Source organism: Halomonas chromatireducens (assembly GCF_001545155.1).
Classification (GTDB): Bacteria; Pseudomonadota; Gammaproteobacteria; order Pseudomonadales; family Halomonadaceae; genus Halomonas; species Halomonas chromatireducens.
Genome location: NZ_CP014226.1, coordinates 1,992,424 through 2,013,067 on the forward strand (window position 1 = coordinate 1,992,424; position 20,644 = coordinate 2,013,067).

Annotated in this window: 16 protein-coding genes and 1 pseudogene; 11 read left to right on the plus strand and 6 right to left on the minus strand. The window is 63.7% G+C overall.

What is annotated here, in order from left to right; all coding sequences use genetic code 11:
• Positions 1-22: 22 nt before the first annotated feature.
• From LOKO_RS09235 to flgK, 3 genes and pseudogenes are all read left to right on the plus strand, one after another.
• Positions 23-1,174 (plus strand): flagellar basal body P-ring protein FlgI, encoded by a 1,152-nt coding sequence (locus tag LOKO_RS09235; RefSeq protein ID WP_066448078.1) that lies wholly within the window; start codon positions 23-25, stop codon positions 1,172-1,174.
• Positions 1,174-2,301 (plus strand): flagellar assembly peptidoglycan hydrolase FlgJ, encoded by a 1,128-nt coding sequence (flgJ, locus tag LOKO_RS09240; protein ID WP_066448080.1) that lies wholly within the window; start codon positions 1,174-1,176, stop codon positions 2,299-2,301. Before LOKO_RS09235 ends, flgJ begins: the two co-directional genes overlap by 1 nt.
• A 79-nt stretch (positions 2,302-2,380) precedes the next feature.
• Positions 2,381-3,157: pseudogene (gene flgK, locus LOKO_RS09245) on the plus strand (flagellar hook-associated protein FlgK); the annotation flags it as partial.
• Here flgK and LOKO_RS18830 read toward each other — a convergent pair.
• Positions 3,130-3,957 carry a GlxA family transcriptional regulator gene (locus LOKO_RS18830; RefSeq protein ID WP_335339184.1) on the minus strand — a complete coding sequence of 276 codons (828 nt, stop codon included), beginning with the start codon at positions 3,955-3,957 and terminating at the stop codon, positions 3,130-3,132. The pseudogene flgK and the gene LOKO_RS18830 sit on opposite strands and share 28 nt — an antisense overlap.
• A 104-nt stretch (positions 3,958-4,061) precedes the next feature.
• Here LOKO_RS18830 and LOKO_RS09255 point away from each other — a divergent pair, with 104 nt between their 5' ends.
• Positions 4,062-5,159, plus strand: coding sequence for a class I SAM-dependent methyltransferase (locus LOKO_RS09255; RefSeq protein WP_066448084.1), 1,098 nt, complete (start codon positions 4,062-4,064; stop codon positions 5,157-5,159).
• A 45-nt stretch (positions 5,160-5,204) separates the two neighbouring features.
• On the opposite strand, the gene LOKO_RS09260 is transcribed toward LOKO_RS09255, so the two are convergent.
• On the minus strand, positions 5,205-6,044 hold the full coding sequence (locus tag LOKO_RS09260; protein WP_066448086.1) for a PhzF family phenazine biosynthesis protein: 840 nt from the start codon (positions 6,042-6,044) through the stop codon (positions 5,205-5,207).
• Between the two features lie 184 nt (positions 6,045-6,228).
• Here LOKO_RS09260 and LOKO_RS09265 point away from each other — a divergent pair, with 184 nt between their 5' ends.
• A complete protein-coding gene (locus LOKO_RS09265; protein ID WP_235588828.1) occupies positions 6,229-7,245 on the plus strand; it encodes a DUF2235 domain-containing protein in 1,017 nt (338 codons plus the stop codon).
• Between the two features lie 65 nt (positions 7,246-7,310).
• On the opposite strand, the gene LOKO_RS09270 is transcribed toward LOKO_RS09265, so the two are convergent.
• Positions 7,311-7,691 carry a gamma-glutamylcyclotransferase family protein gene (locus tag LOKO_RS09270; RefSeq protein ID WP_066448089.1) on the minus strand — a complete coding sequence of 127 codons (381 nt, stop codon included), beginning with the start codon at positions 7,689-7,691 and terminating at the stop codon, positions 7,311-7,313.
• Between the two features lie 138 nt (positions 7,692-7,829).
• Here LOKO_RS09270 and LOKO_RS09275 point away from each other — a divergent pair, with 138 nt between their 5' ends.
• On the plus strand, positions 7,830-8,573 hold the full coding sequence (locus tag LOKO_RS09275; RefSeq protein WP_066448095.1) for a carbon-nitrogen hydrolase family protein: 744 nt from the start codon (positions 7,830-7,832) through the stop codon (positions 8,571-8,573).
• On the opposite strand, the gene LOKO_RS09280 is transcribed toward LOKO_RS09275, so the two are convergent.
• Positions 8,574-9,239, minus strand: coding sequence for a glutathione S-transferase family protein (locus LOKO_RS09280; protein ID WP_066448097.1), 666 nt, complete (start codon positions 9,237-9,239; stop codon positions 8,574-8,576).
• Between the two features lie 93 nt (positions 9,240-9,332).
• Here LOKO_RS09280 and LOKO_RS09285 point away from each other — a divergent pair, with 93 nt between their 5' ends.
• From LOKO_RS09285 to msrA, 5 genes are all read left to right on the plus strand, one after another.
• On the plus strand, positions 9,333-10,295 hold the full coding sequence (locus tag LOKO_RS09285; RefSeq protein WP_201025304.1) for an arsenic resistance protein: 963 nt from the start codon (positions 9,333-9,335) through the stop codon (positions 10,293-10,295).
• A gap of 118 nt (positions 10,296-10,413) precedes the next feature.
• Positions 10,414-11,361, plus strand: a complete 948-nt coding sequence (locus LOKO_RS20160) for a cell wall hydrolase (RefSeq protein ID WP_235588829.1) — start codon at positions 10,414-10,416, stop codon at positions 11,359-11,361.
• A 58-nt stretch (positions 11,362-11,419) separates the two neighbouring features.
• On the plus strand, positions 11,420-13,306 hold the full coding sequence (tamA, locus tag LOKO_RS09295) for an autotransporter assembly complex protein TamA (RefSeq protein WP_066448099.1): 1,887 nt from the start codon (positions 11,420-11,422) through the stop codon (positions 13,304-13,306).
• On the plus strand, positions 13,270-17,625 hold the full coding sequence (gene tamB, locus LOKO_RS09300) for an autotransporter assembly complex protein TamB (RefSeq protein WP_235588830.1): 4,356 nt from the start codon (positions 13,270-13,272) through the stop codon (positions 17,623-17,625). Before tamA ends, tamB begins: the two co-directional genes overlap by 37 nt.
• Positions 17,626-17,691: 66 nt before the next feature.
• A complete protein-coding gene (gene msrA / locus LOKO_RS09305) occupies positions 17,692-18,306 on the plus strand; it encodes a peptide-methionine (S)-S-oxide reductase MsrA (protein WP_066448102.1) in 615 nt (204 codons plus the stop codon).
• On the opposite strand, the gene LOKO_RS09310 is transcribed toward msrA, so the two are convergent.
• Positions 18,287-19,327 carry a hydrolase gene (locus tag LOKO_RS09310; protein WP_066448104.1) on the minus strand — a complete coding sequence of 347 codons (1,041 nt, stop codon included), beginning with the start codon at positions 19,325-19,327 and terminating at the stop codon, positions 18,287-18,289. The two genes, msrA and LOKO_RS09310, sit on opposite strands and share 20 nt — an antisense overlap.
• A gap of 7 nt (positions 19,328-19,334) precedes the next feature.
• On the minus strand, positions 19,335-20,642 hold the full coding sequence (gene pepQ, locus LOKO_RS09315; RefSeq protein WP_066448105.1) for a Xaa-Pro dipeptidase: 1,308 nt from the start codon (positions 20,640-20,642) through the stop codon (positions 19,335-19,337).
• Positions 20,643-20,644: the final 2 nt, after the last annotated feature.

Genomic DNA, 20,644 nt, shown 5'->3' on the forward strand with positions numbered 1-20,644 from the left:
GACCGAATATCGAGGCGTAGCCATGACGCTGTTCAAGACGCTCACCGTGACGCTCCCCCGTGCGCAGGCGCGCCGCCTCGTGGCAAAGCTGGCGCTACTGCTGTTGGCCGGCCTGCTGGCACTACCGGTACAGGCCGAGCGAATTCGCGAGATCGCCAACTTCGCCGGCGTGCGTGACAACGTGCTGGTGGGCTATGGCCTGGTGGTCGGGCTGGACGGCACCGGCGACCAGACCATGCAGGCTCCCTTCACTGGCCAGAGCCTGACCAATATGCTGTCCCAGCTCGGCATCACTGTTCCGCCGGGCACCAACATGCAGCTGCGCAACGTGGCCGCGGTCATGATAACCGCCGACCTGCCGCCGTTTTCCCGCCCCGGCCAGCGGCTGGACATCAATGTCTCCTCCATCGGCAACGCGCGCAGCCTGCGAGGCGGCACCCTGCTGATGACCCCGCTCAAGGGTGCCGATGGCGATACCTACGCCATCGCCCAGGGCAACCTGCTGGTGGGCGGCATGGGTGCCGCCGCCGGCGGCGCCGCCGTGCAGGTCAACCAGTTGGCCGGTGGCCGCATCCCTGGGGGAGCCATGGTCGAGCGGGAGGTACCGCTGAACCTGGGCGCCGAGGCGGGGCTGCTGGAGCTGGAACTCAAGCAGGCCGACTTCGGCACCGCCCAGCGAGTGGTCAACGCCATCAACGGCGAGTTTGGCCGGCCGGTGGCCGCCGCCCGCAACTCCCGGGTCATCGCCCTGGATGGCCCCATGAACGAGAACTCCCGGGTCAACTTCATGGCCCAGGTCGAGAATATCCGGATCACGCCCATGGAGGCCCCGGCCAAGGTGGTCTTCAACGCCCGCACCGGGTCGGTAGTCATGAACAGTGCGGTGACCCTGCGCCGGGCCGCCGTAGCCCATGGCAACCTCTCCATCGTCATCGATATGCGCTTTCTGGTCAGCCAGCCGCCGCCGTTTGGCGACGGCGAGACCGTGGTGGTGCCTGACACCGAGATCGAGGTCCAGGAGCAGGATGCCTACCTGCGTGTGGTCGAGGGAGCGGACCTGGTGGACGTGGTCAATGCCCTGAATGCGCTGGGCGCCACGCCGAGTGACCTGATGTCGATTCTCGAAGCCCTCAAGGCTTCCGGCTCGCTGCGTGCCGATCTGGAGATCATCTGATGAGCATCCAGGATTACAGCAGCCAGTTCGCCCTCGACGTCCAGGGGCTCGAGCGGCTCAAGCATACGGCACGCAACGATGAAGCCGCCGGCCTGAAGGGCGCCGCCCAGCAGTTCGAGGCGCTTTTCCTGCAGATGATGCTCAAAAGCATGCGTGATGCCACCCCGACCACCGGCCTGCTCGACAGCGAGCAGACCGAGTTCTACCAGTCGATGCTCGATCAGCAGTGGGCACAGACCATGGCCGGCCGTGGCATTGGCCTGGCCGATCATCTCGTCGCCCAGTTGCAGAGCCAGGGGGTGGGGGCCGCTCGCCCGGCGCAGGAAGTCGATCGCGAACTCAACGAGCTGATTGCCGGGATTCCCCGCGGTACGCCGCGTGTGCTGAAAGACGCACTGCAGCCTGCCGAGGAGGATCGGGTCGAGGATGAGCAAGACAGCGAGGGCCGTGTGGAGAGCATGACCGAAGCACCGCCCGCCAGCTTCATGGAGGAGCTTGAAACCGCCCGCGGAGGCTTCATGAGCGCGGTTGACGCCTTGCCGGCGGCAGCGGCGGGAGCGGAGTCTGCGCGTAACGCCACGGTGCCTGCTGCCAGTGCAGCTGAACCACGCAGCCGTGGCCAGAGCGGTGAACATGTGGCGCGCTTCATGGACAAGCTCACTGCACCCGCCCAGGCAGCCAGCCGGCGCACCGGCGTACCGGCGGAGTTGATCCTGGCCCAGGCGGCACTGGAAACCGGCTGGGGGCGTCATGAGATTGCCAGGGCCGACGGTGGCAACAGCCATAACCTCTTCGGCATCAAGGCCGGCAGCAGTTGGCGTGGACCCACCACGGATGTAACGACTCACGAATACATCAACGGCAAGCGCACCCGAATCGTCGACTCCTTCCGTGTCTACGGCTCCTTCGAGGAGGCCTTCACCGACTATGCCAACCTGATCGGGAACAACCCGCGCTACGCGGCGGTGACCACGGCGGGCAGTGCCGAACAGGCCGCCAGGGCACTGCAGGCCGGGGGCTATGCCACCGACCCGGCCTACGCCGACAAGCTGATTTCGATCATGAACACCATGGGGCCGCAGGTTGCCCAGCGCGGCAACGACTCGCTGGTCTTCCTGCGTTACTAGGTTTTGATCAGCAACCAAGGCGCTAAAGTTTTTCTTCTAGAGGCCGATATCTCGGACATTGGCGAAAGGAAACAACACCATGAGCATGTTCTCTATCGGTCTCAGCGGCCTGAATGCCGCTCAGAATGCGCTGAATACCACCAGCAACAACATCAGCAACGTCTATACGCCGGGCTACAATCGTGAACTGACGATTCTGGGCCAGCAGGGCGCTACCGCTGGCGGCGTGCAGGTCAACGACATCCAGCGCCAGTTCAACCAGTTCGTGGCCTCGCAGCTCAATGCCGCGACCAGCTCGTCGAGTGCGCTTGCGACCTACGAGAACCAGATCAGCCAGATCGACAACCTGCTGGCCGATAGGGAAGCGGGCCTGGCGCCGCTGATGCAGAACTTCTTCTCCTCAATGGAGGACCTGGCCGGCGCTCCGTCCGATCCCGCCGCGCGGCAGGGCGTATTGGGCACGACCAATACGCTGACCGCTCAGTTTCGGTCCTTTGACGGCTACCTGCAGGATATGCAGGAGGGCATCAACGGTCAGATCAGTGACGAAGTCACCCAGATCAACAATACAACCGAGCAGTTGGCGACCCTCAATCGGGAGATCGCCTTGGCCCGTGCGCGCAGCGGCGAGGCGCCTAACAGCCTGCTCAACCAGCGCGACCAACTGGTTGCCGAGCTGAGCGAGCGCATGGATGTCCGGCTCAACATCCAGGACGGCAAGTCCTACAACATCAGCCTGCCCAACGGGCAGCCGCTGGTGGCCGGCACCAATCACTATCGCCTGGAGGCCATGGATGCTCCGAACGATCCGCAGCGCACCGTGCTCGGTTATCGGGACTCCGGCGGCAGCCTGGTGGCCTTCCTGAAGCGACGGTGGAAGCTGCGCTCGCTAAGCCCTGAAACCTCAATCAAGGACGCCACGGGCGAAGGTTCGTCGTAGTGTTCGGCGATCCACGTCTGGCAGCGCGCGATGACGGCATCCTCTGCCTGGCGGGTGCGCGCCAGCATGGCGAAGGGAAGCTGGCCGGCCGCATGCCAATCGATCAGGAACAGCTTGGCGAGATGCATCGCCTCGTCGACACTCGCCAGGCGCGCGACGAGATAGAGCGCCAGGTCGCTCCAGGAGGTGCCGCCCCCCGCCATGACCAGGCGACTACCGGTGCCGCCGATCACCAGGGCTCGATGCGGATGCACCCGCACGTCCGGATAGCGACCCAGCACATCGCAGTAGGCCCAGTGCGTAGTGGCATCCTCGCCCCGCAGCAGGCCCGACTCGGCCAGCAACAGGGCGCCGGAACAGGCGGTCGCCAGGATGGTGCCGTTGACATGGCAGCGCTTGAGCCACTCGACCTCCTCGGCATAGCGGCCCTCGAGCACCGCCTCGGGAGGCAGCATGATCTCGGGGATGCACACCACGTCGGGCACCCAATCCAGGCCGGCGTCGGGAACGATGCGCACGCCATTGGCGATGGTCAAATCACGACTGCCGGTGCGAGCGACCACCTGCGGCACGAACAGCGGCTCACCGGCCTTGCCCTCGATCAGGGCGGGCCAGTCGCGTCCCGCCGCGGCGAAGACATCGTAAACCCCGTACAGGGTGGAAGCCGCCACTTCAGGAATTGCCAGCAATGCGATGGTGGGTTTCTGCATCGACATGGCGGAAACCGCCGGTTTTTGTCCGTAGGGACTTCAGTGTAGCCCAGCCGGGAGCGCCAGAATGGACGCGCCAATGCACACAACAAGACCTGTGGAGAACCGCCATGACTGCCCAAGCCAAACCTTCCGTTAACGACGCCTTCGACGCCTCCCGCGCCGCCAACTTCGAGTACCGCTTTGTTCGAGCCCTCAACGAGGGCGCCATGCTGCAGCTGATCTCATTGGCCCACCGCAGCGGCCTGCTCGGCCACCTGGCCGACGGCGAGCCAGTGACCAGCAGCGAACTTGCCGCCAAGGCCAAGCTCGATGAGCGCTACGTGCGCGAGTGGTTGGGCGGCGCGACGGTCGCCGCCCTAGTCGAGCACAACCCGCAGGCCATGACCTATCGCCTTCCCCCCGAACACACCACGCTGCTGACCGACGGCGGCGAGGCCAATCTCGCCGTGTTCTCCCAGTACCTGCCACTGATGGGCCAGGTGGAAGACGACGTGCTGGCCTGCTTCCGCCACGGTGGCGGCGTGCCGTACTCGCGCTATACCCGTTTCCATGAGGTCATGGCCCAGGACAGCGGCCAGACCGTGCTGCCCGTGCTGCTGGATGCCATCCTGCCCCTGGCACCGGAGCTGCCGGACAGGCTGGCGCAGGGCATCGACGTACTCGACCTGGGCTGCGGCCGCGGCCTGGCACTGATGAAGCTCGCCGAACGCTTCCCCAGCAGCCGCTTTACCGGCTATGACCTCTCCAAGGAGGCCATCGACTGGGCGGCGGAGCGTGCCGCTCGCCTGGGCCTGGACAACCTGCGCTTCGAGGAGCGCGACCTGAGCGATTTCGACCGCACGGCGCCGGCGCAGCGCTACGATCTGGTTACCACCTTCGATGCCATCCATGACCAGGCCCACCCGCTGAACCTGCTCAAGGGTGTCCGCCGCACCCTGCGCAAGGATGGCGTCTACCTGGCCCAGGACATCCACTCGTCAAGCCACCACCACGGCGACCGCGACCACCCCATGGGCACGTTGCTCTACACCCTGTCGATCATGCACTGCATGAGCGTCTCCCTCGCGCAGGGCGGCGAGGGGCTCGGAACGATGTGGGGCCGGGAGAAGGCACGGGAGTATTTCGGCAAGGCCGGCTTCGGCAACATCGAGGTGCACCAGTTGCCCCACGACATCCAGAACGACTACTGGGTGCTCAGGCCTTGAGCCGTTCGCCGACAACAAGGCCCTGCTTGGCTCTGCGGCCCCGGCTCAATGCTCCAGGCCCACCGCCTGGCCGGTCACGACGATGCCGCCAGTAAGCGGGACATCCACCTGCAGGCGGCTGGGCCGACCCATGGCCTCGCCCTGCCGGATCGTCAGCTGGGCAGGCGCCTCTAGCAGGCCGGCATCGCGCAGGTAGCCACCCAGAGCCGCGGCGGCCGCACCGGTGGCAGGGTCTTCCACCACACCGCCCACCGGGAACGGGTTACGGGCGTGGAAATACCCTTCGCTCTCGCGCCATACCAGCTGCAGCGTGGTCAGCCCTTCACGCAGCATCAGCGCCTTGAGACGATCGAAATCGTACTCGAGCCGTTCGAGGCGTTGCTGCGTCTTGCATGCCAGCACCAGGTGCCAGGCCCCGGCGTAGGCTCGCGCCGGCGGAATCTCGAGATCGAGTTCGTCCGCCTGCCAGCCAAGCAGTTCGCACACCGACTCGACCAATTCAGGCTCGGCGGGGCGATACTCCGGAGCAACCGATACCAGCGAAGCCCGCCACTCCCCTTCCACCTGGTTGACGGTGACGCTCACCTCGCCCACCGCCGTATCGAGCAAGTAGCTGCCCGCCCCGCTCAGCCGGCCCATCTGCACGCCGCCGGCCACCGTGGCATGGCCGCAGAAGCTCACCTCCGCCTCGGGGCTGTAGTAGCGCACCGTCCGACGGGCACCTTTGGCCGGGGCAATGAAGCCGGTTTCGGAATAGCCCACCTCGGCGGCGATACGCTGCATCTCGAAGGTCTCGGGCAGCGTCTCACCCAGCCATACTCCGGCGGGGTTGCCACCATTCGGGTCATCGGTAAAAGCCGCCAGGCGATAGAGAGTGCCACTCATGAAAGCTCCTTGGGTTCATGTCGCTGCCTGACATTGTGGTTTGAATTCAGGGTTGCAAGCCTTTTGCGACACCTACATAAGCCAAGTATTCAATGCGTGAGATCAAGCCATTTTTGGTCAGTTTGCGTAGCTAATATGAAACATCGGGTTTACGTTTGTAAGAAACAAGCAGGGAGGGAGCGAGATGAAGCGCATCGTCGTCTGCGCCGATGGTACCTGGCAATGCCCCGAGAGCGATAACCCCACACACGTGCTGCGACTGGCACGCGGCGTAGCCCCTGGCTGCCAGGCCGGCACCAAACAGATCATCTACTACGATCAGGGCGTGGGCACCGAAGGCGACCGCATTCGCGGCGGCGCCACCGGCGCCGGTATCGACAAGAACATCATGGATTGCTATCGCTTCATCATTCACAACTATGAACTTGGCGATCAGCTCTTCCTGTTCGGCTTCAGCCGCGGCGCCTACACCGTTCGCTCCCTGGCGGGGCTGATTCGCAACTGCGGTGTACTCCGGCGCGAGTGCGCCGAGAGAGTCAACGAGGCCTACGAGATCTATCGGCAGCGCCCCAAGAGCTCCGCGCCCGGCGAGCGCAAGGCCACGGACTTTCGCCGCAAGCATGCTGTAGCGGACAAGACCGAGATCGAATTCATCGGCGTGTGGGACACCGTCGGCTCGCTGGGCATACCCGCCCCGTTCCTCGGCACCTTGGGCACCTCCCGCTACCTGTTCCACGACACCGCACCCAGCAGCATCATTCGCCACGCCCGCCACGCCGTTTCCATCGACAAAAACCGCCAGGACTTCGAGCCCACCCTATGGACACCCAAGTCCGGCATCGACATGAAGCAGGTGTGGTTTGCCGGCGTGCATACCGATATCGGCGGCGGATACGCAAAACGGGAACTGGGCGACTTCGCCGGGCAGTGGATGACCAGTGAGGCCGAAAGCTGTGGGCTAGCCCTCGAAGCGCACTTTCACAGCGCCCTCAACCCACGCCATACCGGCATTCAGCACAACGAGTACAAAGGTTTCTACCGCGTTATGCGCCGCTCGCACCAACGCACCGTGGAACGCTGCGTACATCAAAGCGTGCGCCAGCGCTGGGACGACCCGCACTTCACCTACAAGAGCCCAGCATTGCAGCAACTACTCGATTCGGTGGATGGGGATTGGAGCAAGGTAGAGTTGGTGGGTTGAGGGTTGGTTGGATAAACAGCATGGCCATGCGAACAGCAAGGCGCAGGCGTGCATCGAATAACAGCTCACCACCCACCCTGTCGGATCGCCAAGCAGCCGACCACGTCGGGATTGTAGAGATAGAGCCAGGCGGGACCGAAGACGGTGGCGTGTATGGCCCGACGGTAGAGCCCGGCTTGCGGCTGGCGCGGGCGAAAATCCTCTAGCCTGTCCAGTTCGGCAAGCAGAGTGGCATCGACACGAAATACCTCCACCTCTACCCCACGGGAGGTTTCGGGCTTGGCGCCGGGAAAGGGTCCGAGATCGTAGAGGGTAGCGCTGGTCAGCCGGTCGCTGCCGAGGAAGTCGGCTCCCTCCAGCCAGTGATGATTGCGCAGCCCGCGTTTCAGGGTGCCGTACACGGCCACCAGCGGCGTGCGGGTAACGGAGAGCACGGGCGTGTGCATGGTGGGCTTCCTCCTTGACGCGTCAGTGCCTGAATGAAGTCTAGCTCAGCGCCTAGTTCCGTCATGATGCCAACCGTCACTCTCCCAACGAAAAATGTCGTACGCTTACTGGAAAGCCAGGCGAGTGGGAGCGGGCCGATGAAGCTGTGTGCCGTGCAGTATGCCTCGACAACGGGCGATATCGAAGGGAACGTGGCACGCCACACCGAGTTCGTCGAGCTGGCGGCATCGCACGACACCGAGCTGATCTTCTTTCCCGAGCTCTCGCTGACCGGCTACGAGCCCGCGCTGGCCAAGGGCTTGGCCACACACGAAGAGGACCCGATCCTGGACGTATTCCAGCGCCTGAGCGATACCCATGGAATCGTGATCGGCGTGGGGCTGCCGCTGGTCTCCTCGACGAAGCCACGGATCGGCATGGTGGTGTTTCAGCCCCACACGGGGCGCCACGCCTATGCCAAGCAGCGGCTGCACGAGGATGAGCTGCCCTACTTCTCGGCCGGCGAGAAGCCGCTGTTGATCGAGACCCGCGAACACCGCCTGGCCCTGGCGGTCTGCTACGAATCGCTGCAGCCCGATCATGTCGCCACGGCGGCAAGCCTGGGTGCGGACGTCTACCTGGCCAGCGTGGCCAAGTTGGCGCCGGGAATGGACGAGGCCCATGCCTGTTACGCCGCCTTCGCCCGCGAGCGCACCATGACGATCCTGATGGCCAACTGCGTAGGGCCTTGCGACGGAGAAACAGGCGGAGGCCGCTCAGCGGCCTGGATCGACCGCGGCAAGCGAACCGCCAGCCTGGATGATGAGCAGGAAGCCATGCTGATCCTCGACACGACCACGCTGACAGCCCGGGTATTGACCCTGGCGGCGCGAATGGCCTAGCTAGCCCTCCTCCATTGATGCCTTGGGAGAAACGCCCTGGGCCAAGGCCGCCTCTCGCTCGGCAGACTTGGCTCGCGCAAAGGCCTCGCGCGCTTGCAGTCGCTGCCAGTAATCCGCCACGGCGGGCTTGAAACGCTCGTCCAGACCGATGTGGCTGGCCAGCAGTAATGCATAGCCCACAGACACGTCAGCCGCGGTGAAACGCCCGGCGCAGATGAAGGCGTCACGCTTCAGGCGCGGTTCCAGGGTGCGCAGGCGGGAGAGGAACCAGCGCGAGTAGTCTTCCACCACTTGGGGTGACTGGCGCTGCTCAGGCTCGAAGCGACCGTAGCGTAGCACCAGGGTCTGGGGAAAGGTCAGCGTCGCCTCGCCGAAATGCAGGAAGTTGAGGTAGTCGCCATAGGCGGGATCGTCCTGCCCCACCGCCAGGCCCGCTTCGGGATAGCGTCCCGCAAGGTACTGGCAGATGGCCGCCGACTCGGTCATGGCTACCTCTCCATCGAACAGCGCCGGTACTGTACCCAGCGGGTTGATCTTGAGAAAGGATTCGTCGCGAACCCGGGGTGGAAAAGCATGCATCACCAGTTCGTAGGGAGTTCCGAGCTCCTCGAGCAGCCACAGAGGGCGAAACGAGCGGGCGCTGACGCAGTGATGCAGGGTGATCATGGCTGAGCTCCGGTTTTTCCTTGGTCACGTTGTCTTTACAGGCATGAAGCAACTGCGCAATGCTGAGTCGCCACTGCCAGGGAGCCCATCAGATTGACACGCCAGTCGCTCGAAAAGTATCAAGTGCTGGTCTACCTGACGGCCATCGCCATGGGCCTGGCCCTGGGCACGGTTCTCCCGGGACATGTTGGCATGCTGGAAGCGCTGCTGTGGCCGCTGTTGGGTGTACTGCTCTACGTCACCTTCACCCAGGTACCGCTGACGCAGCTGCGCGCCGCATGGCGTGAAACACGCTTTCTTGCCGCAGCGGTGGTCGGCAATTTCGTTCTTCTGCCCCTCGTCGCCTGGGGGCTGGCGAGCCTGTTCGCCGCCGAGCCCGCGGTGCGTCTGGGCATGCTGCTGGTACTGCTGGTCCCATGCACGGACTGGTTCATCACCTTTTCCCACCTGGGCGGCGGCCGGGCACAGTATGCCATCGCCTTCTCGCCGATCAGCCTGCTGCTGCAGCTTGCGCTGTTACCCTTCTACCTATGGCTGTTCCTCGATCAGAGCCTGCTGGTCGCCGTGGTACAACGCGAGCTGCTGATGGCCTTTGCGGGGCTGATTCTGCTGCCTTTGCTGCTGGCATTCGCCACCCAGAAATGGACGCAGCACCACCGCGCCCGGACACGGCACATCGAGCGGCTAGCCTGGCTTCCGGTGCCCCTGCTGGCCCTGGTGGTATTCAGCATTGCTACCTCTCAGGTGAGCGTAGTTGCAGGCTCCTTGTCACTGCTTGGCGGCTTACTGCTGGCCTTTGTCGGTTTTCTGATCACCGCTGCACTGCTGGCTCGACTGTTGGCGCGAGTATTCGAACTCCCCAATGCCCAAGGGCGAGTGCTTGCCTTCAGCCTGGGGACGCGCAACTCCTTCGTCGTGCTGCCTCTGGCACTTTCCCTACCCGCCTCCTATGAGCTGGCGGTGGTGGCCGTCGTGTTCCAGTCACTGGTCGAGCTGATCGGTATGGCGTTCTTCCTGTGGTGGGTGCCACGCCGCCTCTTCCCCTCCGTAGGATAAAAACCATACGCCGTCGCGGTGGGCCAGGGCAGCCCGGGCACTATACTCGTTACCCGATCTTGGCGTTAAAGACGCTGGAGTGCCGGGTCCTGATGAAATAACGCACGAAGGTTAGACCATGCGCCTACCCCTGCTGGCCGGCTGGCTTCTCATGATACTGCCCATCGAGGCAGCGCTGGCCGACCCCGTGGAGCAAGCCGAAGAAGCCGTACGCAAGGCCGAGGTACTGGAACAGGTCGTGGCTCCCGATGTAGAGGTGAACGAGCCAGTCGAATCGATCAGTGAGCAGGAAGCGCAACTGGTGGATCCGGAGGGCAGCGACCTGCTGGAGGAGCCGCTGACCTGCCTAGCACGCTCCATCTACTGGGAGGCCAAGGGCGTGCCGGGTCGCGATATGGAATCGGTGGCCAATGTGGTGATGAACCGGCTCGCCGGCGAGGCCTTCCCCAACACCATCTGCGACGTGGTGAAACAGGGCTCCGAGCAGCCCCCCTGCCAGTTTTCCTGGTGGTGTGACGGCCGACCCGATGAAGTGGTGGAGGACGACGCCTACGAAGTGGCCAAGGAAGTGGCGCGCCTGGCTCTCAATCAGGAGCTACCCGACCACACGGACGGAGCGCTCTATTTCCATGACCGCACGGTACAACCACATTGGGCCAACGAGTTCCTGCTGACCGCCGACTCCGCCCAGCGTACCGACGCGCAGCTCGCGGAATGGCAGGCGCGTTTCGATGAGCTGGGCGACCTCCAGCAGAATATGAATGCCGCACTGACGGAAGAGCTTGCTGAACGAGATGGCCAGCTCCAAGCTCAGATAGAGCAGGAACTGGCCGCACTGAATGAGCACACCCAGAGCCAGGAAGCAGAGCTGATCAGTCAGCTCGAGAGCGTGAACGAACGTCTCGATGCCTTGCACGAGGAGCTGGATGACCTTGGGTCAGGCCAGCAGGAACAGCAGGAAACGGTTAGCGGACTGCAAAACAGACTCACCGCCATGGAAGCCGAATTGATCGAGTTGCGTCAGACCCAGCTCGCACTCAGTGCCGGGCTAGAAGCCCTGCAGTAATGCCTCAGGTGGGCCTCCAGTCGCGGGGTGGGCTGGAGCCAGTCGGGAAACCGTTGATATGGGAAAGCGCGTAGCAGCATACCTGGGGGCGTTCGTACTATGCCTTGGCATCAGCCAGGATGCACAGGCCCTCGATGCCCGTATCGACGGGCTGGACGGCGATGTCGCCGATAATGTTCGTCACTACTTGAGCAGCCTCGATGCCGCTCAGTACGGACGAGTGCGACTGGAAGGCGAAGTCCTGCGTCGCACTCGGGAAGCCATGCGGGTCTATGGTTATTATGAGCCTCAGGTCCACCAGCGACTCGAGGCACGTGACCCGCCTCGTCATGTCGAGCTGGTGATCGAACCGGGCCCCCAGGTCATCATTGAGGTATTGGATATTCGCCTGGATGGCGATGCCCGACGCGACGATCCTTTTCGCGATACGGTCGAGGCCTTCCCGCTGGAGGTCGGAGACCCGCTATTGCATGCCCCCTGGGACCGGATGCGCAATCGCCTTGCCAACCTGTCCCTGGAGCGCGGCTACTTCGACTGGCGCTTCACTGACAGGCGCATGGAAGTCCGGCCCTTCGACGAGAGCGCACGTCTCTACCTGGCGCTCGACAGCGGCCCTCGCTACGCCTTTGGTGACGTGACCATACGGGGAAGTCATATCCTCGAAGAGCGAATTCGCCAGATGACTCCCTTCACTCCGGGAGAGCCCTATCTCGCCGGCGATGTAGCACTCTATGCCCAGCGCCTGGGTCAGGCAGGCTGGTTTAGCTCAGTCAGCGTACGCCCTCGGCTGGACAGCCGCCGTCAGTTGGCCCTTTCACCACCTGAACTGGGTTGGTGGAACGAGGTGGGCACCGAGGGTGAAGCGACACTGCCCAGCGCTCCGGCAGCCCCCTCGCCGCAGCCTGCCGATGGACCACGGCTGTCCGCCGAGGCACTCGCCGCCGTGACCACGCTGCATCGACCCGAACGCCCCGTCATGCCGATCGATGTCGTCCTGGCACCGGCAGACCGGCACCAGTTCGAGGTCGCTGTGGGCTACGCCACTGACGTAGGACCCCGGCTGGGTTTTGGCTGGGAACAGCCCTGGATCAACCGCTACGGCCATAGCCTCGACCACGACCTATTTATCTCTCAGCCTGAGCAGCGCCTGACCGGTACCTACCTGTTACCCCTGGACGATCCGCTGCGCGACCAGTTCCGCCTGCAGTACGGCCTGCGTCATCGGGACATGGACGATACCCGAACCCTCGAGAACACGATCGAACTGGCACGGCGCTGGGAGTTCGACAACCGCTGGGTACAGACAGCCTACCTCCGCGCCACCTACGAGGACTTCACCCAGGGCGGGGAAGCCGACAGCGTCCTTATCTACTACCCCGGGGTGAGCTGGTCACGGACACGGACTCGCGACCCTCGGTTTCCCAGCTGGGGCGACCGCCAGAGAATTGCCTTCGAATACTCCGACAGCATGTGGGGCTCGGATGCCGATTTTCTGCGCATGACGGGCGATACCGAATGGATTCGCATGCTGGGCAGCAATCTGCGTTTCGTGAACCGCCTGGGCCTGGGTGCCATCGAAACCAGTGATTTTTCCAAGGTACCCCCATCACTGCGCTTCTTCACTGGCGGCGACCGCACGGTACGTGGCTATGGGTATGAAACACTGGCTCCCCGAAACGAGGAGGGCCGGCTGCGCGGCGGCCAACAGCTGTTGACTGCCAGTACCGAGGTTCAGCAACGCATCACCGGTAACTGGTGGGGCGCCGCCTTCATCGATACCGGTGACGCCTTCGATGACTGGGGACCTGACTCACTCAACACCGGGGCCGGCCTCGGGGTTCGCTGGATTTCACCCGTCGGCCCGGTACGCTTCGATGTCGCCCACCCCTTTGACGACGAGGAGAATGCGTGGCGCCTTCATTTCGCCATCGGCCCGGAATTCTGAGGACTCGCCTGCTGCTCTGGTCTCTTTTACGCCTGTTTATCCTACTGCCGCTCTGGCTGCTGGGCTTGGTCCTCCTTGCGCTGGGCCTGGCGCTGTCCCCATGGGGGGCAGGCCTGCTGCTGGAGCAGGGGGCCGAACGGGGTTTCTACCAGTTGGAGGATGCTGAAGGCGCTCCCCTCGACCGGCTGGTCCTGCACGGGCTGGAACTGGAGGCCGGACCGGCGAGGGTGTCGCTACGGCGCCTTGATCTGGCCTGGGCCGATGACTGCCTGCTTCGTGGCAAACTCTGTATTGAACACCTGGCCGTCGAGGGCGCGCGAATTCATCTCAAAGCCGGTGGACCAGCCGCTGAACGTGAGGCGGAGAGGGAGCCTGCAGGAGACATTCGTTTGCCATTTCCGGTGGAGATACGTGCGCTATCCCTGATCGACGTGGAGCTGGAGCTGGCGGACGGTACGCGTGTTGTTTTCGATGACTTCAGTTCGGCTGCCAGGGCCAGCGCCTCTGAGTTAGAACTGCTGAGCACCCGGCTGGAGGGGCTGCGCGTTTCACTTCCCGCGTCGCCGGGGACCGAGCTGGCTCCAGCCATTACCGAAGAGGGCAGACAGCGCCTATCGGCTCCAGCCATCGATGCCGCTATCGAACTGGCAGACACACCGCCGAGAACGTTGGAGGCCGGGGAGGAGGACACCGGAGCCACCAGGCAGCCGATTCACCTACCCCTGTCTGTCACGGCCCCCGACCTTCAGGTTGTCGATACGGCCGTGGAACTGGGAGATGGCACGCGAATCGAGCTTGATACGTTCACGTCCGGCATCGAGGCTGCCGAGTCACACCTGGACCTGTTGCCGACTCGGCTTGCCGGCCTGCGCATTCGCCTCCCACTCTCGCCGGGGGCTCAGCTGGCCCTGGAAGAAAACGACACCGACGCCCAGCGCCTGTCCGCCGAAACCATCGATGCCACGCTTGCCCTGGCATCACCATTGCCGGCCGCTGTCGTTGCCGAGGTCGACGCGATTTTGGCACTGACCCAGCGTGAGCGCATCGGACTTCCGGAAATTCATCTCCCGCTGTCGGTTTCAATGCCCCACCTCCGGCTCGAGGAGGTCGAGTTCACCGGCCCTGTCGACTACGCGATCCGACATCTGACGCTCGGTCTCGAAGCCAGTGGGCAGGAGGTCGAAGTGACCTCGCTGGATCTCGCCACCCTGGATGCCGACGCCCACCTTTCCGCCAGGGTAACCCTGCGGGGCGACTATCCTCTCACAGCCCGACTACGGACCACCCTGTGGCTACCGGAAATCATGCCTGAGCTCGCCGGCCAGCGCCTCGAGCTACTGTTGAGCGGCAGTCTTGGCGACTTGGAGGCCGAGCTGGCTGCCACAGGCCCTGTCAAAGCTGAGCTGAGGGCTCGATTCGACGCACTGGAGCCGACCCTGCCCTTTACCGCTTCGCTGGAGAGCGACCTGATTCAGTGGCCACTGCCGATGCGCCTGGCCACTGAGGTGCCTGAGGACGAGGAAGACGTGTTGGTCGACCCCTTTCTGATCGAGGATCTGTCTCTACGACTGTCGGGCAGCCTGCTCGATTACAGCGCCGCCCTTTCCATGCAGGTGGAAGGGCCCGAGATACCGCGTACCCGTGTCGCCCTCTCAGGCAGCGGTGATTTCGAACACTTTTCCTGGCTGCCCCTGTCATTGACTCTGGGGGATGCCTCGCTGATCACCAGGGGCCGGGTCGACTGGACTGATGGCGTCGACGTCGGCGCTGTCATCCGCCTCGATAACATCGATCCCGGCACCTTTACTGACGCCACCGATGGCCGCCTGAGCGGCGATATCGAAGTGGCGTTTGCCCAGGGGCTCCATGGCTGGCAGCTGGACGTGCCTCGGCTCGATATCAGTGGCGAACTACAGTCGCTGCCGATGTCGCTTCAGGCGCGCCTCAGCGGTGACAGCGAAATGCGCTGGGAGATTGATCGCTTCGAATTTCGCCAGGCCGACAATCGTCTCTCCGCCAGCGGCGCGGTAACAGAGCAGAGCATGAGCCTTGACGGCGAGATCGACCTGCCCAACCTCTCCAACCTGCACGACGATCTTACCGGCAGCCTGGCCGGGCAATTCACCACATCGGGAAGTCTCGAGGCGCCACAGATCGACATCGAGCTCCTTGGCGATAGCCTGGCGTTTTCCGACAATCGCCTGGAAAGCCTGGGGCTGTCGGGCAGCGTCAGGGGACTGGACGACCCCGCGCTCGACCTGAGGCTGGATATCGAGAACCTCAATGCCGGCGGACAGCGCTTCAGCGAGATCTCTCTCCTTCTCGACGGCCATCTGTCGGACCATGCACTAACGCTGGACGCCATTGCCGGGCGCGGCATGCCGCTGTCACAGGCCTCAATGGTGCTTGAGGGAGGGCTCTCCCAGGACCGCCAGCGCTACACTGGCAGCATCCATCCGCTGGAGGTATCAGCCGAGTACGGCGATATCCGCCTGGACGAACCACTGAGCTTCAGCGCCGATCTCGAAACCGGCAGTGCGCGCGTGCAGCCGTTCTGCCTGAGCCGCGAGCAGGGCGGCAGCATCTGTCTCGACGAGACGCTGCAAGCCAGTGCGGAGAGCGGTGATGCCTCTCTCTCGGTTCGCGGGCTGCCCATGGAGCTGCTGGATGAGTGGCTGCCCGAAGAGTGGCGTGCGACGGGCCAGACCGACATGAACCTTCAGGCCCAGTGGCGCAGGGGAGGCGCTCAGTGGCGCCTGCAGAGTGATCTGGAAAGCGACCTTTCTCTCCACGGAATGGATATCTACGGCCAACCCTGGTCGCTGCCGGCCACGCAATTGAGGGTGAATGTGGATGCCAGCCAGCAGAGGGTCGATCTGGAACTTGACCTGAGCCTGGCCGATGCCGGCCGCGTTCAACTGCGCGTGGGGCAGGACGATCCGGCCGGGGACGGCGCCCTGGAGGGGACCCTGACCCTCGATACACTCGATCTTTCACGCTATCGTACCCTGGCCGCCGGGATGGACACCCTGGAGGGCGTCATCGATGGGCGAGTTGACATATCGGGCACCGGCCAATCCCCGCAGCTGAATGGCGCTCTGGAATTGAGCGGCCTGGAGGCCAGCGGCATGGACATCCCGCTGATCATAGTGGATGGCCGCATCCGGGTGGAATTCGACGGCGAGACAGCCCGTATCATGGGCTATGTGGAGAGCGACGAAGGGCGGCTGGTGATCAATGGCGATGCGGCCTGGCCTTCGCCGGACGACTGGCGAATCGGGATCGACCTGGACGGCACGCGGCAACCACTGCTGGTGACAATGCCCGAATTCGGTCGCTTGCGCATTGCGCCCGACCTGCGTGTACGCATCGATCCGACACAGCTCCAGGTACGTGGTGCCGTGCAAGTCCCCTGGGCACGGCTCGAGATAGGCGATACACCGCCCGCTGCCGTCTCGCCCAGCCCCGACGAAATCATCATCACCCGCCGAGATGATGCCCGGGCCAGGCGTACCGCCGAACTCGAGGAAGAGGCCGGGGCGGATGAGGCGGCTACAGTGGCCTTGCAGCAAGCCGGCATGTCCCTGGACGTCCGCATCGACTTGAACCTGGGCCCCGACATGCAGTTCGAAGCCCGCGGACTCGAGACGGGATTACGTGGCACGTTACAGGTTCGACAGCAGGATGGCCCGGTGCAGTTGTTCGGTGACGTGATTCTAACCGACGGGCGCTTCCGTGCCTTCGGTCAGGACCTGATGATCAGACAGGGACAATTACTCTTCAGTGGACCACCGGATCAGCCACTGCTCGATTTTGAGGCCATCCGTAATCCGGACCTGACCGACGACGGTGTCATCGCGGGGCTGCGGGTCAGCGGCTTTGCCGCCGAACCGGCCTTGGAGATATTCTCCGAGCCGGCCATGGATGAAGCCAGTGCCCTATCCTATCTCCTGCGCGGTCGCGCCCCGCGAGACGGTGACGCCGATGGGGCTCTCACGGCCGCGCTGGTTGGCCTCACCCTGGGGCAGACCGGCGGTGCGGTGGGCGCTATCGGCCAGGCCTTCGGCATTGATGACCTGGCATTGGAAACGGCAGGCATGGGAGACGAGAGTCAGGTGGTGGTAACCGGCTATCTCACCGAGGACCTTCGTATCAGCTACGGCGTGGGTATCTTCTCGCCTATCGCCGAGCTTACCCTGCGCTATACCCTATGGAGGAATCTCTATGTGCAGGCCGTTTCGGGTGCGGCGCAAGCGGTCGATCTGGTCTATACCTTTTCCCGTCCGGGGCAACCACCGCAGCTCGATAGCGGTCCATAGTCAAGGATCCGTGCGTGAGCCTGTCAACACAAGTCTGAAGCGCACCTAAGCGCAAGGAGAGAGTAAATGATTATCGACCCTGCACGCGCCTTGCCCGGGCGCGATAGCCCACTTCACGTATCGGGTATACATGCGGTCAACGGCCACTCCATGCTGCCGCCATTTCCCGATGGGCATGAAGTCATTGTGCTGGGTCTGGGCTGTTTCTGGGGGGCAGAGCGGCTGTTCTGGCAGCTCCCAGGAGTTCATGTCACCGCCGTTGGCTATGCCGGTGGCGTCACCCCCAATCCCACCTATGAAGAGACCTGCAGTGGCTTGACCGGCCATGCGGAAGTGGTGAGGGTGGTCTTCCACCCCGACGAGCTCGATGTCGAGACGCTGTTGCGCACCTTCTGGGAGGCGCATGACCCGACCCAGGGCATGCGTCAGGGTAATGACATCGGCAGTCAGTATCGTTCGGCGATCTATACCACCAGTGGCACGCAGCAATCAGCGGCCCAGCGCAGCCGAGACGTCTACCAGTTTTCACTGTCCCAGGCCGGGCAGGGGAAAATCACCACCGAGATCGCTCCGCTCACCGATTTCTTTATGGCCGAGGAGTATCACCAGCAGTACCTCCACAAGAACCCCGGCGGCTACTGTGGCCTGAAGGGCACCGGCATCAGCTGCCCGATCGGGTGAGATGGGGCCCGGCGCGGCCAGGCCAGGGAATCGCCGGGCGGCTCCAGGACTTCAGCTCACGACTTATGCGCCTGGCAAGCCAGGGTTCCAGCCGCCGATTACGCCACTCCATGAAGCCGACATGCCCCCCGAACCGTGCGATTTCCAGATGCACGGCAGGAGAGGGGGCGGGCAGGCGATCATAGAGACTCGCCGGCATGAAGGGGTCGTCATCGGCGTGCAGGATCAGGGTCGGAAGCTCGACGTCTCCCAGCAGGGGGCCGGCGGAAGCCCGTTGATAGTAGTCTTCGGCCCCATCGAAGCCATGCAACGGTGCAGTCACGACATCATCATAAGCACGCAGACTGTCCAGGTTGGCCAATCCGCGGGCATCGAGCGGCAGCGGCAGCGCGTCCCGGTCAAGCTTGTATTTTACCTTGCGCTTGAGCGCGCTCAGCAGGTGCCGCTCGTAGATTCGTGAAAACCCCTGATGGAGACGGTCAGCACTGGCTGCCAGATCCAAGGGGGCACTGATCACGATAGCACCGGCCAGATCCAGGCCGTCACCCCCCTGTTCGGCCACCAGTTTAAGCAGCATATTCCCACCCAGCGAGACACCGGCCGCCACCTTCAGTGCCTTGGGAAAGCGGTGTGCGAGGTGTCCGAATAGCCAGTAGGCGTCGGCGGTATCACCGCTATGATAGGCTCTGGGCAGCCTGTTGGGTTGGCTGCCGCAGCCACGGAAGTGCATCAGCACGGCACGCCAGCCCAGGTGGCTCGCCGCCGAGAGCAGCCACCGCGCATAGGGGGAGTCGAAGGAGCCTTCCAGTCCATGAAAGAGCACGAAGACCGGCGCCTCGGGATCTGCGGGCTGGGGGCTGGCCCAGTTCAGCTCGACGAAGTCGCCGTCAGGCAATTCGAGCACCTCCACTTCGCGTGCCAGTGGCGGACGCGGCAGGAGGCGCGGCAGCAACGTCTGCACGTGGGCATTGTTCAGCCCGCGTGGTGGTGAGAAGTCGGCTTCGTGTCGCCGCTCGCGCATGATGGTATCACTCGGCTTCGGGCGTCAGGTTCTTGGCAGTGTCGCTGGTGACCAGGACGTTATCCTCGATGCGAATGCCGCCGTGAGGGGCCAGTCGCTCCACCCGTTCCCAATTCACCTCGCGTCCAACCGGCCCCTGACGCAGTGGGTCGAGCAGCATGGGTATGACATAGAGCCCCGGTTCAATGGTGACCACCATTCCCGCTTCCAGTTCACGTGTAAGGCGCAGGGCAGGGTGCTCGTCAGGCGGAGGCAGGGCCATACCGTTCGCGGCACGACGTCCGGCCACATCGTGTACCTGAATGCCCAGCAGGTGACCCAGTCCATGGGGGCAGAAAGCCCGTGTGATACCGTTTGCCACGGCAGACTCGGGGCTGCCAAGCACGATGCGATGCTCCACAAGCAGTGCGGCCAGCAGTTCATGCATTTGCTCATGCAGGACTGCATAGTCGACACCGGGGCGTATGGCGGCAATCAGCTGCTGCTGGATATGTGCCACACCCTTGATGAGCGGTGGGAACACCTCATCCGCCTGGCCCCCTGCCCAGGTGCGAGTGATGTCGGCGCAATAGCCATGGTAGCGATGCCCGGCATCGACCAGCAGGCTTCGTTGCTTCTTCGGGGGCAGGGTGTCGTAGTGCTGGTAATGGAGGACGCCGCCGTGGGCATTGATGCCGACGATATTGCCGTAAGGAACCTGGCTTTCGCGTTGACGCGATGCCTGGAGGTAGGCGAGCTGCACGTCCAGCTCTGCGGCACCTGACAGGAAGGCATCCCTGGCCGCTATATGGCCGGCCATGGCCTGTCGGTTGGCCCGGCCGATGCAGGCCACCTCGTACTCGCTCTTCCGCACCCGCCCCTCATCCAGCGCCATCAATAGGGCTTCGGGATTGGGATCGGCCCCCAGCGCCCCGGCAGTGGCAACGTCCACGTCACCGATAACGGCATACCTGCCACGAGGCAGCGCAGGAGGCACATCGAAGCGCCCCTTCACCACTTCGACGCGCTCGGTCCAGGCCTCCTGAGGCAGGCTGGCAGGCAGGTGCCAGAAATCATCAGGGGAATGCAAATAGAGAACAGGGAGATTGCCGGGACACACCAACAGCCAGCTGTGGGTGAGATAGGCCTGGCCGGTCCAGTGCTGGAAATGCCCGTAGGCTTGGAAACTCGCGTGCTGGTCGTCGCCGAAATGAAGTGCGGGCTGGCCGCTGAAGATCAAGACACCATCATACCCAAGGCGGGAGAGCGTCTCGGCATAACGTTGCTCGAGCCAGTCAAGATGGCCACGCTGTAGTTCAGCGAGCGGGTCGGTCATGT